Below are 13402 nucleotides of genomic sequence, written 5' to 3' on the forward strand. Positions count from 1 at the left end.
AGAAGATTAAAGTTTTCAGAAACTTTAAAATAATGAAAGAAACAGATTTAAATTGGCTGACAAAAAGAAAGGAATAATCGATTTAATGGTTCAATAAATTCGTAGGTAAACATAAGGCAACGCCAAGTCAGTATCAAACGGCTATTATTCAGGGTTTGGGCTTGGGCTTGGGCTTGGGCTTGGGCTTGGGCTTGGGCGCAGTATTGTTGGTTGCAACAGCAGGCGCGCCTGCTTCGACCTGTGATGCGGCTTCCACGACAGCCTTGTGCGCTATCTTCGCAACGACTGCGACGACGATAACGGTCACAACGAAACCTGCGAAAATGACAAAGTCGTGCAGGTTTAGCCCGCCTTTGTCACGCCCAACCATCTGTGCCGCGTGCTGTCCGGCATAACCGAAATACACTTCAATCACTGCGTGCGGCACTAGGGCAAAGCAGGAGAGTAAAAACGTTGAAAAACGCACACCCGTTGCGCCAAGCATGTAGCTGATGGTTGCCGGGTTCAGCGGAGTCAGTCGCAATAGCACCTGAAGCTTAAATTCGTTGGTGAGAACCGCCTGCTGAATCGCGCGTAATGAAGGCCGGGATTCCAGCACCGTCGCAATCCTGTTACGCAAGAACCATCGCGATAAAGCGTATTGAAAGCTCGCTGCGATAAAAGTGCCCACCATTACGGCACCCAGCCCCCAGGCAAAACCGAACAGCACGCCGGCCGTCATCGCCAAGACCGATTCGGGTACCAGCAACGACGTCGCGATAACAAAAAGCACGATGAACGCCGTAATTCCCCACACACCGAGATGAGCAATCCAGGCTTCGATTGCGGCGACGTGGTGAACCAGATCGACACTAGCAATCACAGCGGCGACGAGAAACACACCCCCGATGATATACACAAGTACGGTGCGTGATCGAGCCCGCGCAAATAGCCTGCCCAGTGCCGTGTTGGTGCTCATCATTAACATTTCCATTCGGTGTTATCGGATAGAGTGCACTTTAACAGCTACGATCGTCGTCCACCCGCGGAATGCTGTGATGTCCCTGTTTGCCGCAACATTAATCCACACCGGGCGTGGTTTGTGCGCCAGCGTACCGACCAACACCTTAAATGGCGCATACTCTTTGAGCTAACTGTTTACCGCCACCGTATTGCGAGGTCGGTCCAATCATGGCTGAGCTTCAACTTCTGTCTAACGGTTCGTATCACCTCATGGTCACTGAGTCGGGTCATGGAACCAGCTTTTGGGAGGGCCTGGCGGTCACGCGGTGGTGCGCAGACGCGACGCTCGACCTCTGCGGCACGCGCCTCCATGTGCGGGGCGATGCAGCGCCAGGCAGAGGGCTGAAAGGAACCGCCGGACATGACTTTCGCGACGGCCGTTCCAGCGTCTGGGCGCATGACGAAACCCTTGAGACCCGCAGTGAATTCGCGGTTTCGTTGGACGAGCCGGTGGAATTGCGCCGTGTTGTTTTTACCAATATTTCTACAAGACGTCTGACGCTCAGCGCGACCAGCTATGCGGAAATTGTGCTGAGCCCGCCGGCAACCGACTCTGCGCACCCGGCGTTCAGCAAGCTTTTCATTGAAACCGAATTTTATCGGCCGTTACAAGCGATCATCGCAACCCGGCGGCCAAGCGCGCCCGCCGACCCCACGCCTTGGTTCTTTCACACGGCGTTGGTGGGCGGCGCGGCGGCCGGAACCATGACGTTCGAGACCGATCGCATGCGTTTCATCGGGCGCGGCCGCGACGCGGGCAATCCGCAGGCCTTGGAAGATGGTGCCTCACTATCGGGCACCGTGGGCCCCGTGCTCGACGCGGTGGCCGCCATCCGTGTCCCATTCGTTCTCGAAGCGGGTGGGTCAATCACCATCGACTGGCTGACCGGTGTCGCGACCACGCGCGAGGCCTGCGTAGCGCTGGTACAAAAAGTTCGGAAGGCCCAAGCAGCAAGACAGATTCTGCAACAGGCTGGCGCATATCGCCGAGCCCTGCTGCGCAGGCTCGGCGCACACGACGCTGACGCAGTGCTCTACCAGCGCATGGCGGTATCGGTTGCCTACGGCACAGCCGGGCTGCGTGCAAACGCCGACGTTATCGAGAAAAACCGACGTGGACAGTCGGGACTTTGGGGCTTTGGCATCTCGGGCGATGTACCTGTTGTACTGCTGGCTCTGACCGGCCCGAAATTAACGATAGCCATTCAACAGATGGTGCGCGCGCACGCCTACTGGGCCGCGTTCGGTCTGCGCAGCGAACTGGCCGTGCTGTGCACGCCGTCAACCTCGACCGACGATGAACCGCGGCTCTTTGATCGGGCCCGGCAGGAGGTTGACGCGGGACCCGGAGCGGCCCTTATTGGCAAACCCGGCGGGATCTTCGTGCTCGACGGCACAACGCTCGACGAGGGTGATCGCATCCTGTTGCAAAGCGTCGCGAGAATCGTCAGCACCGACGCCAACGAGCTTAGCGCACCACTCGCGCTTCACTTCACCGATGCAACACCCGGCCCCGGCTACGAACCCGAGCAGGCGCCGGCACTCGCGGTCGCAAACCACCCCCTACCCGATAACCTGTTCGCTTTCAACGGCTACGGCGGCTTCACGCCCGACGGCCGCGAATACGTCATCACCACGTCAGCGACGCGCATGACGCCCGCCCCCTGGGTCAACGTGATCGCCAACCCCGACTTCGGCACCGTGGTGTCAGAGAGCGGCAGCGCAACTACCTGGAGCGAGAACGCCCACGAATTCCGCTTGACACCCTGGTCCAACGACCCGGTGAGCGACCCCAACACGGAAGCGCTCTACATCCGTGACAACGTCAGCGGCCGGGCCTGGTCACCGACGCTGCTGCCCAGGCCCGGCGCCGGCGCGTACACCATCCACCACGGTTTCGGCTACAGCTTATTCAAACACACTGAAGACGACATCGAGTCCGAATTGCGCATCTACGTCGCGATCGACAGCCCGGTCAAGTTCTCGGTTCTGCGCTTACGCAACCAATCAGATCGACCGCGCCAGCTGGCGGTCACCGGTTACGTCGACTGGGTGCTCGGCGACGAACGCGCGAAGACAAAAATGCACGTGGTGACGGAGGTTGACGCGCAGACCGGTGCGTTATTCGCGCGCAACGCTTACAACACCGACTTCGAAGGTCGCACCGCGTTTTTCGATGTCCATACCGACGGCGTTAATTCCACGACCGAGGTCTGCGGCGACCGAGCCGACTTCTTTGGCACAGCAGGCAGTCTGGCTGCACCGGCCGCACTGTCGCAGGCGCACCTGTCGGGCCGGGTCGGCGCCGCGCTCGACCCGTGTGCGGTCCTGCGCGTCGGCGTTGACTTGGCACCGGGACAAACGCACGTTTTGGTGTTCAAACTCGGTGCGGGCAAGACCGCTGACGAGGCGCGTGACTTGGTAAGCCGCTGGCGCCGGCCCCGCGCGGCAGACGAGGCGCTCGACGCCGTGAACGCGTTTTGGCATCACACACTGGGCGCGGTTCAGGTGCAGACGCCCGATCCGACGCTGAATGTGCTGGCCAACGGCTGGCTGCTGTATCAGGTGATCGCATCGCGGCTGTGGGGCCGCACCGGCTTCTATCAATCCAGCGGCGCATTTGGTTTTCGCGACCAGCTCCAGGATGTGATGACGCTGGTCCATGCCGCGCCGGTCCTGGTGCGTGAGCACCTGCTGCGCACCGCCTCACGCCAGTTCATAGAAGGCGATGCCCAGCACTGGTGGCATCCACCTTCCGGCAAGGGAGTGCGTACGCGCTGCGCCGACGATTTTCTGTGGCTGCCGCTGACGATCTGTCGCTATGTCGAAACCACCGGCGACACCGGCGTTCTTGACGAGACTTGCGCCTTCCTGCAAAGCCGGCCGTTAAAGAAAGGCGAGATGTCGAATTACGAACGGCCGGATGTATCGGACGAAGTCGCAAGCCTTTATGAACACGGTGTACGAGCGATCCGCCGGGGTCTGACGCAAGGGGTTCACGGCCTGCCGTTGATGGGTTCGTGCGACTGGAACGACGGTATGAACCTGGTGGGCGCCGGTGGCCGTGGTGAAAGCGTCTGGATGGGTTTCTTCCTGTACGAAGTACTCACGCGCTTCGCGCCGCTGGCACGGGCGCATGGCGAGCTCGATTTTGCCGAGCTGTGCGAACACCAGGCTCGGGAGCTACGCTCGCGCATTGAGGCCTCGGCCTGGGACGGTGCCTGGTACCAGCGCGCCTGGTTCGACGATGGCAGCGTGCTCGGTTCTACCACGAACGCCGAATGTCAGATCGACTCGATTGCGCAGAGCTGGTCGGTCTTGTCCGGCGCAGCACCTGCCGAGCGCGCGCAGCGCGCAATGTCCTCACTCGATGAGCGGCTCGTACACCGTGACACCAAACTCGTGCAATTGCTCGACCCGCCGTTTAATACCAGCACGCCATCGCCCGGCTACATTCAGGGCTACGTGCCAGGCGTGCGCGAGAATGGCGGCCAATACACCCACGCGGCGGTGTGGGCAGCGATGGCCTTCGCGGCACTCGGCGACGCCAAGCGCGCATGGGAATTGTTCGCTCTGCTGAACCCGCTGAACCACACGGCGGACGTTGCGGCCGTTACCACCTACAAAGTGGAACCCTATGTGCTCGCAGGTGACGTTTACACCAACCCGGCACACGTCGGGCGCGGCGGTTGGGCCTGGTACACCGGGTCGGCTGGGTGGATGTTTCAGTTGATCAGTGAGTCGTTGCTCGGTTTGCAACGCTGCGGCAACCAACTGCGCATGCGCCCTCTCCTGCCGCCGCACTGGATGACGTTCGATATGCAATACCGTTTCGGCGCTTCGCGCTACGACATCACCTGTCGCTGCGCCGAAGCTGCAACTACTACGAGCGTTGTCCTAGATGGCGCCGAAATTGACGGTGGCTCTTTCACACTCGTCGATGACGGTCAGGTGCACTTGGTCATCGTGAACCTGCCTCAAAGCAATTGATCGCTAAGGCTGTATATCGAAAAAAAGACCGAAAGAAAACCGGAGAACAACATGCAACTCGGAATGATCGGACTGGGACGGATGGGGGCCAGCATGGCGCGACGCCTGATGGCCAATGGGCACACGTGCGTCGTTCATGATACGCAACCCGATGCGGTCGCCGCCTTGTGCGCGCAAGGCGCCACTGGCGCAAGCTCGCCGGAGGAGCTCGTGGCCAAACTGGCCCGCCCGCGGGCGCTGTGGCTAATGGTGCCGGCCGCCATCGTCGATCAGGCTCTCGAACAGCTAGCGCCACATCTGGATTCGGGCGATATCGTCATCGACGGTGGCAATTCCTATTACCGCGACGACGTTCGACGCGCAAAAAGCCTGTTCGAGACAGGCATACACTACTTGGATGTCGGCACCAGCGGTGGCGTCGCCGGTGAAGATCGCGGCTACTGCCTAATGATCGGCGGCGAAAAGCCTGTCGTCGAACACCTGACACCGATCTTCTCTGCGCTGGCACCCGGCGTTGGAAAGGCACCGCGCACGCCCGGGCGCAGCGGCGCAAACGCACCGGCAGAAGAAGGTTTTCTGCATTGCGGCCCGTCGGGCGCGGGCCATTTTGTCAAGATGGTTCACAACGGCATCGAGTACGGCATCATGGCGGCCTATGCCGAAGGCCTGAACATCTTGCGTAGCGCCAACATCGGCCAACAAGAACAATCCAGCGATGCGGAAACCACACCACTGCGAGACCCCGAGTTCTACCGTTATGAGATGAATCTGCCCGAGATTGCCGAGGTCTGGCGCCGCGGCAGCGTGATCGGCTCGTGGCTGCTCGATCTTACCGCCGGCGCGCTGCTGCAGGATCCGCAGCTCGAAGCCTTCGACGGCCGTGTTTCAGATTCGGGTGAAGGTCGCTGGACTCTCCAGGCGGCGATCGACGAGGGGGTACCTACGCCAGTGCTCAGCGCGGCTTTGCACGAGCGTCTCGCGTCTCGCGGAGAGGCAGACTTTGCTAACCAGTTGCTGTCGGCGATGCGCCACGCCTTCGGCGGCCATATCGAGAAGCCACAGGACGGCTCGCGATGAACGCCACCGATGGCACCGGAGCGAGCGCAGATCGGTCGCATTCCGACGCCTTGGTGATCTTCGGCTTCAGCGGCGATCTTGCCAGCAAGAAAATCTTCCCTGCGCTCTACGCCATGGTGAAGAAAGGCTCACTCACAGTGCCAGTGCTCGGCGTGGCATCATCTAAGTGGAGCGTTGACGAATGGCACAGCCACGTACGCGACAGCCTGCTGCACGAAGATCATGCCGGCGGCATCGATGACCCCGCCGCATTTGATCGTCTGATCGCGCTGCTCAATTACGTCAGCGGCGACTACAATAATGCCGCCACCTTCACCGCTTTAAAGGTGGCACTTGATGGCGCGCAGCGGCCAGCGTTTTACCTCGCGATCCCCCCCTCGCTGTTCGCCATCGTGATCCAGAGCCTGGGCCACGCGGGCCTGGCACAGGACGCGCGGGTCATCGTCGAGAAACCCTTCGGTCGCGATCTCGCATCCGCGCGCGAATTGAACGCCGTGGCGCAGGCTGTCTTTCCCGAGTCATCGATCTTCCGCATCGACCACTACTTGGGGAAGGAGGCGATCATGAATATCCTGTACTTTCGCTTCGCGAATTCGTTTCTCGAACCGGTTTGGAATCGCCACCACATCGCCAGCGTGCAGGTGACGCTGGCCGAGGACTTCGGGGTGGGTGGGCGCGGCGCCTTTTACGAAAGCGCTGGCTGCCTGCGCGACGTGATCGAAAACCATCTGTTCCAGATCGTCGCGATGCTGGCAATGGAGCCGCCGGCCTTCCAAGGGTTCGAAGCCGTGCACAGCGCTAAATCAAGCGTGCTTAGCGCGATGCAGCCGCTTAAGCCTGGTGATCTGGTACGCGGCCAATACATCGGTTACCGCGATGAAAAAGGCGTCGCCAACGACTCCGATGTCGAAACATTCTGCGCGCTGCGCCTGTTCATTAACTCGTGGCGCTGGGCCGGCGTTCCTTGGTACCTGCGCGCCGGCAAGCAGCTACCGCGTTCGGTGGTTGAGGTTCAGGTGCAGATGCAGCCACCGCCACAATGTTTGTTCGACGATTCGGGGCCGGCCGCTGGCCGCGCCAACTACTTCCGCTTTCGTTTGCAGCCCGAGGCCAGCATTGCGCTGGCAGCGCGCATCAAACGCCCGGGCAAAAAGTTCGTTGGCGTTCAGCGTGAGCTATATTTGGGGGGGAGAGATGGCGAAGAAGAGCCGGGTGCGATGTCCACTTACGAACGCCTGCTCGGTGACGCGATGGCAGGCGACGGCGCGCTGTTCACCGACGCGAACGCGGTGATGGCGGCCTGGACAGTGGTTGAGCCAGTCCTGACCGAGCATGGCCCCGCACTGTCGTATGAAGCCGGGAGCTGGGGCCCGATCGCAGCCGACATGCTGATCGCCGATGACGGTGGCTGGCACGACCCCGCAACTGACGCACCGACTCAGAACGACAAGCCCGAACGAGGTCCGCAATGACGGGCCAGCCAGCCGCCGACATCACCATCGAGCACATCGGCGAACTCGCAGATCTCGATCTCCTGCAATTGATCAAGCCGCGCGCGAACAAGGAGGCATGATGAACACCAACACCCGAAAACTGCACGATCTGGGCCAGAGCCTGTGGGTCGATAACATCAGCCGCGAAATGCTCGAAACGGGCACCCTGGCGCGCTACATCGCCGACTGGTCGGTGACCGGCTTGACGTCAAATCCGACGATCTTCGAACACGCGATTGGTCACGGCAGCTTCTACGATGAAGCGATAAAGCGCCTGGCGCGACGTAGCGAATCCGTAGAGGATCTGTTCTTTGCGCTCGCGCTGGAGGATCTGACCGCTGCGGCCGATCTGTTTCGTCCGGTCTTTGATGCCACCGGCGGGCTTGACGGCTGGATCTCTCTCGAAGTGTCACCTTTGTTGGCCGACAACGCCGCCAGCACCATCCAGGCCGCAGCCCGGTTGCATACCGCGGCCAACCGGCCAAATCTCTTTATTAAAATACCCGGCACAGCCGCCGGGGCCGAAGCCATCGAAGAATCGATCTTCGCCGGTGTGCCGGTGAACGTGACATTGCTGTTCTCGCAAGAACAGTACCTGGCGGCGGCCGAGGCCTACATGCGTGGCATCGAACGCCGTATCGAGGCGGGTTTAGACCCAAACGTACGCTCTGTGGCCTCAATATTCGTCAGCCGCTGGGACGTGGCCGTGCAGGACGACGTCGCGCCAGTCTTCCACAATCGCCTGGGCATTGCGGTCGCCATGGGCGCCTACAAAGCCTATCGCAATTTGCTCGCGTCGCCGCGCTGGTTGCAACTTGCTGAAGCGGGCGCACAGCCGCAGCGGCTGCTGTGGGCGAGTACTGGAACCAAGGACCCTACCGCACCGGACACGCTGTACGTCGAGGCGCTGGCGGCGCCTGACACCATCAACACGATTCCCGAAAAGACCCTGCATGCCTTTGCCGATCACGGCGAGGTGAGCGCCACGCTGCCAATCGATGGGGGCTACGCCGAGGTGGAGTTGAAAGTGTTCAGGCGCGAGGGCATCGACGACAAAGCCCTGGCCGTTCGTTTGCAGCGCGAGGGCGCCGATGCTTTTGCCGCATCGTGGCAGGCACTGCTTGCGCGTATCACCGAAAAGCGCACCAGCCTGACCGAGAGCGACACATGAGCGCCCGCCAAGGCGCGACATCACGCGCCACTCCAAGCTCGCCAACGTTGCAGCCGGCGTGGAAGGCACTCGTGGCCCACCATAGGAAAATTGGCCACACTCATCTGCATGATCTGTTCGCGACCGACGCGCAGCGCGGCCAACGATTCTCACTTGAAGCGGCCGGCCTGTATCTTGACTATTCGAAGAACCGCATCGACGGGGAAACGTTGCAGCTACTGACCGCACTCGCCACCGACTGTGGTCTGACCGAGCGTATTGAAGCCATGTTCCGTGGCGACCTTATCAACACCACCGAGAAGCGCTCTGTGCTGCACGTCGCGCTGCGTGCACCGGCTAACGACAAGCTCGTCGTCGATGGCGTCGACGTGGTCGCCGAGGTGCAGGCGATGCTGCAGCGTATGGCGACATTTGCCGACGCCGTGCGCAGCGGCGGCTGGCTCGGCCACACCGGTAAGCGTATTCGTAACGTCATCAGCATCGGCATCGGCGGCTCTGATCTGGGGCCGGTGATGGCTTATGAAGCCTTGCGTCATTATAGCCAGCGCGATCTAACGCTGCGTTTTGTTTCCAACGTCGACGGCACCGATCTGGTTGAGGCAACGCGCGATCTTGACGCCGCCGAAACGCTTTTCATCGTCTGCTCGAAGACCTTCACCACGCAGGAGACACTGACCAACGCGCGTGCGGCGCGCGAGTGGAGTGTCAACCAGCTCGGCGCCGACAAAGTTGTCGCGCGGCATTTCGCCGCTGTCTCCGCTAATGCTCAAGAAGTGGCGCAGTTCGGTATTGTCGCCGAAAACATGTTCGGCTTCTGGGATTGGGTGGGCGGCCGCTACTCGATGGACTCGGCGATTGGTCTGTCGACGATGTTCGCCATCGGCCCGCAGCACTTTCGCGACTTGCTGGCCGGTTTCCATGCGATGGATCAACACTTTCACCAGGCGCCGATTGAGGCGAATATGCCCGCCTTGCTCGGGCTGCTGGCGATCTGGAACAACAACTTTCTCGGCGCGGCAACCACCGCGGTGTTGCCGTACGAGCAGTACCTGAAGCGTTTTCCGGCGTACCTGCAGCAGCTGACAATGGAAAGCAACGGCAAGCATGTGACTCAGACCGGCCAGCGCGTCGACGTCGACACCGCACCCATCCTCTGGGGTGAGCCCGGAACCAACGGCCAACATTCGTTCTATCAGTTGCTGCACCAGGGTACTCGCTTGGTGCCGTGCGACTTTATCGGCTTCTGCCAGGGCCTGAACCCGCTTGGCGATCAGCACGATTTGCTGATGGCCAACCTGTTTGCGCAGAGCGAGGCGCTGGCGTTCGGTAAGAACGCGGCATCCGTGGCTGCCGAGGGCATCCCATCCGAGCAGGTGCCGCACCATGTTTTCGAAGGTAATCGGCCGAGCAACACGATCCTGGCCGAACAATTGACGCCTAAAATCCTGGGCGCGCTGATCGCGCTTTACGAGCACAGCGTGTTCACGCAGGGCGTGATCTGGGGCATCGATTCGTTCGACCAATGGGGAGTCGAACTCGGCAAAGTATTGGCGCAGCGTGTGTTGCCCGAGCTCGATAGCGCGAACACCACACCACTCAACCACGACAGTTCAACCAACGCGCTGATCCGGCGTTATCGGCGCCGACATTCGGCCAATACGCCTGCAACCCAACCCTGAGGAGCCAACGATGCCCACTATGATCAGCCCTCTGGCCGGCAAACCGGCGACCCGCTCACTGCTCGTCGACGTGCCTTGCCTGGTCAGTGCGTATTACACCGGCGTGCCCGACCCATCGGTGCCGGCGCAGCGTGTTGCCTTCGGCACTTCCGGCCATCGCGGCTCGTCGTTCGAGTGCTCGTTCAACGAATGGCACGTGCTGGCAATTACCCAGGCGATCTGCGAATACCGCCAGAGCCAGCACATCAGCGGACCGCTGTTTCTAGGCATCGACACCCATGCCCTGTCACAGCCGGCCTGCGCGAGTGCGCTCGAAGTGTTGGCCGCCCACGGCGTTGATGTAATGCTGGCGACGGACGACGAGTACACGCCGACACCGGCCATCTCCCACGCCATTCTGACCCATAATCGGGGACGAAGCTCGGGGCTGGCCGACGGTATTGTGGTGACGCCGTCGCACAACCCGCCCGACAACGGCGGCTTCAAGTACAACCCACCGAACGGCGGCCCGGCCGGGACCGACATCACCGCCGGCATCGAGGCCGCCGCAAACCGCTTTCTGGAAGCCGGGCTGACGGGGGTCAAGCGCGTACCTTACGCGCGGGCACTGCGCGCCTCGACCACGCACCGCTACGACTTCCTCAACGCCTACGTTGCCGATCTCGACAGCGTGATCGACTTCGACGTTATCCGCGACGCCAAGATTCGCATCGGCGTTGATCCACTCGGCGGTGCCGGCGTGCACTACTGGGCGCGCATCGCCGAGCAGCACCGGCTTGACCTTACCGTGGTCAGCGACGTGGTCGACCCAACCTTCGGTTTCATGACGGTCGACTGGGACGGCCAGATCCGCATGGATCCGTCGTCAACCTATGCAATGCGGCGGCTAGAGGGCATGAAGGACAACTTCGACATCGCATTCGCCTGTGATACCGACCACGACCGCCACGGCATTGTTACGCCCGCAGCTGGCCTGATGCCACCGAATCATTACCTCGCGGTGGCCATCGACTATCTGTTCAGACACCGCCTGGCGTGGGGCGCACACGCTGCGATCGGCAAGACGGTGGTCAGCACGAGTCTGATTGACCGCGTCGCAGCAAGGCTGGATCGCAAATTGTACGAAGTGCCGGTCGGCTTCAAGTGGTTTGCGCCCGGGCTACTGGACAGCTCGCTTGGCTTTGGCGGCGAGGAAAGTGCCGGCGCCAGCTTCTTGCGCCGCGACGGCAAGGTCTGGACCACCGACAAAGACGGCCTGGTGCCGGCACTGCTGGCCGCCGAGATCACGGCGCGTTGCGGGCAGAACCCAGCCCAGGCCTATGTGCAGCTGACTCAACAGCTTGGCGAGCCGGTTGCTGATCGCGTTGAGGCGCCAGCAACGGCGGCGCAGAAGACACAACTCGCGGCGCTCACGCCAACCAGCATCAGTGCGCACGACCTGGCCGGCGAAGCGATCACCGCTGTGCTCGATCACGCCCCGGGCAACGCTGCGGCCATTGGCGGCATAAAGGTTGTCACCAAAAACGGCTGGTTCGCGGCGCGGCCGTCGGGTACCGAAGACATCTACAAGATTTACGCCGAGAGTTTTAACGGCAGCGAGCACCTGCAACGCATCCTGAAAGAGGCGCAGACAATCGTCGATAAGGCGATTGCATCACCATGAATACACGCCCGGTGAACCGCGCGCAGTCACCACAGCCGCCGTCGGACGACGCACTACTCGAACAACTGCAACGCGCTGCGTTTGCCTACTTTCAAACGGCCTATAACCCTACCAACGGCCTGGTGGCCGACACCAACCACGAGGGCGCACCGTGCAGTATCGCGGTGATCGGCTTCGCGCTGTCGGTTTATCCGGTGGGCGTCGAACGGGGTTGGATGGAACGCGCCGACGCAGTGCAGCGCACGCTGGTGACGCTGCGCTTTCTGATGGCCAGCGACCAGTCGGGAAGCGCACGGGCGACGGGCTACCGCGGCTTCTATTTTCACTTTCTCGATATGCACAGCGGCACGCGCGTCTGGCACTCGGAAGTTTCGCTCATCGACACCGGGTTCCTGATAGCCGGGGTGCTGACGGCGGCGGCTTACTTCGACGCCGACGAACCGGATGAAAGCGAACTGCGGCGACTAGCCGACGCGTTGTACTGCCGCGTTGACTGGTGCTGGGCACAGCGCGAGGGCGGCGCGGTGACGCACGGCTGGAAGCCCGAGTGTGGCTTTCTCAATTACGGCTGGGAAGGCTACAGCGAGGCGATTCTGCTCTATGCGCTGGGCCTGGGCTCACCGACCCATAGGCTGACCGACGAGAGCTTCAGCGCATGGACCGTGACCTACCAATGGGAGAACCTATACGGATACGAGTTTTTGTACGCCGGACCGTTGTTTATCCATCAGTTCTCGCACGCGTGGATTGACTTTCGCGGCATCCGCGACGCCTTCATGCGCGAGAAAAACTGTGACTACTTCGAGAACAGCCGCCGCGCTACCTATGTGCAGCGCGAGTACGCGATCCGCAATCCGGGCAGCTTTGTCGACTATGGTGCGAATTGCTGGGGCCTGTCGGCCGGCGACGGGCCCCAGGCGAGCCCGCGCCGCATCGCCGGCCGGTGCCAGACATTCTACGGCTATGCGGCCCGTGGCGTGCCCTACGGCCCGGACGATGGCACGCTCTGCGGCTCGTCGACGCTATCGTCACTGGTCTTCGCACCCGAACTCGTGCTGCCCGCGCTGCGGGCGCTCTGGCTGCGCTCCAACGGCGATCACGCCACCTTCGCCCGCGCCAGTGGCTTCAACCCGACACTGGTTGAGTCCGGCCCGAACGGCTGGATTTCGGAGGGTGAATTCGGCCTCGACCAAGGGATGATTGTGTTGATGATCGAGAACCACCGCAGCGGCCTACCGTGGCGATTGGGCCGCGCCAATCCGTTCGTGCGCACCGGGCTGCGCCGCGCGGGCTTCAAAGGCGGCTGGCTGTAGCCGGCCGGTCAGGG

8 protein-coding genes are annotated in these 13402 nt (G+C 61.6%); 7 read left to right on the forward strand and 1 reads right to left on the reverse strand.

Going from position 1 to position 13402, the window contains the following annotated elements:
* Positions 1-148: 148 nt before the first annotated feature.
* Positions 149-961, reverse strand: a complete 813-nt coding sequence (locus tag MIH18_RS01795; RefSeq protein WP_249013734.1) for a VTT domain-containing protein — start codon at positions 959-961, stop codon at positions 149-151.
* Positions 962-1170: 209 nt separating this feature from the next.
* Here MIH18_RS01795 and MIH18_RS01800 point away from each other — a divergent pair, with 209 nt between their 5' ends.
* The 7 genes from MIH18_RS01800 to MIH18_RS01830 all read left to right on the forward strand — a co-directional run bounded on the left by MIH18_RS01800 (position 1171) and on the right by MIH18_RS01830 (position 13388).
* Positions 1171-4992 (forward strand): hypothetical protein, encoded by a 3822-nt coding sequence (locus MIH18_RS01800; protein ID WP_249013735.1) that lies wholly within the window; start codon positions 1171-1173, stop codon positions 4990-4992.
* Positions 4993-5043: 51 nt separating this feature from the next.
* On the forward strand, positions 5044-6069 hold the full coding sequence (gene gnd / locus MIH18_RS01805; RefSeq protein ID WP_249013736.1) for a phosphogluconate dehydrogenase (NAD(+)-dependent, decarboxylating): 1026 nt from the start codon (positions 5044-5046) through the stop codon (positions 6067-6069).
* Entirely contained in the window at positions 6066-7541 is a 1476-nt protein-coding gene (gene zwf, locus MIH18_RS01810; RefSeq protein ID WP_249008783.1) for a glucose-6-phosphate dehydrogenase, read from the forward strand. Before gnd ends, zwf begins: the two co-directional genes overlap by 4 nt.
* A 100-nt stretch (positions 7542-7641) precedes the next feature.
* Positions 7642-8733 carry a transaldolase gene (gene tal, locus MIH18_RS01815; RefSeq protein ID WP_249013737.1) on the forward strand — a complete coding sequence of 364 codons (1092 nt, stop codon included), beginning with the start codon at positions 7642-7644 and terminating at the stop codon, positions 8731-8733.
* The gene (pgi, locus tag MIH18_RS01820; protein WP_249013738.1) at positions 8730-10412 is read left to right on the forward strand and encodes a glucose-6-phosphate isomerase; all 1683 of its coding nucleotides are present in this window, start codon (positions 8730-8732) and stop codon (positions 10410-10412) included. The genes tal and pgi overlap by 4 nt, the downstream gene beginning before the upstream one ends.
* Before the next feature lie 19 nt (positions 10413-10431).
* Positions 10432-12075: a phosphoglucomutase (alpha-D-glucose-1,6-bisphosphate-dependent) gene (gene pgm, locus MIH18_RS01825; protein WP_249014587.1), complete on the forward strand. Its 1644-nt coding sequence runs from the start codon at positions 10432-10434 to the stop codon at positions 12073-12075.
* Positions 12072-13388 carry a glucoamylase family protein gene (locus MIH18_RS01830; protein ID WP_249013739.1) on the forward strand — a complete coding sequence of 439 codons (1317 nt, stop codon included), beginning with the start codon at positions 12072-12074 and terminating at the stop codon, positions 13386-13388. The genes pgm and MIH18_RS01830 overlap by 4 nt, the downstream gene beginning before the upstream one ends.
* The last annotated feature ends 14 nt before the right edge of the window (positions 13389-13402 follow it).

The sequence above is a fragment of the Marinobacter sp. M3C genome (assembly GCF_023311895.1).
Lineage (GTDB): Bacteria > Pseudomonadota > Gammaproteobacteria > Pseudomonadales > Oleiphilaceae > Marinobacter.

Excerpts from the sequence above, each read along its gene's own strand:
- gnd (WP_249013736.1), top strand. The coding sequence starts at position 5,044 with ATGCAACTCGGAATGATCGGACTGGGACGGATGGGGGCCAGCATGGCG.
- pgm (WP_249014587.1), top strand. The coding sequence starts at position 10,432 with ATGATCAGCCCTCTGGCCGGCAAACCGGCGACCCGCTCACTGCTCGTC.
- tal (WP_249013737.1), top strand. The coding sequence starts at position 7,642 with ATGAACACCAACACCCGAAAACTGCACGATCTGGGCCAGAGCCTGTGG.
- zwf (WP_249008783.1), top strand. The coding sequence starts at position 6,066 with ATGAACGCCACCGATGGCACCGGAGCGAGCGCAGATCGGTCGCATTCC.
- MIH18_RS01800 (WP_249013735.1), top strand. The coding sequence starts at position 1,171 with ATGGCTGAGCTTCAACTTCTGTCTAACGGTTCGTATCACCTCATGGTC.
- MIH18_RS01830 (WP_249013739.1), top strand. The coding sequence starts at position 12,072 with ATGAATACACGCCCGGTGAACCGCGCGCAGTCACCACAGCCGCCGTCG.
- pgi (WP_249013738.1), top strand. The coding sequence starts at position 8,730 with ATGAGCGCCCGCCAAGGCGCGACATCACGCGCCACTCCAAGCTCGCCA.
- MIH18_RS01795 (WP_249013734.1), bottom strand. The coding sequence starts at position 961 with ATGATGAGCACCAACACGGCACTGGGCAGGCTATTTGCGCGGGCTCGA.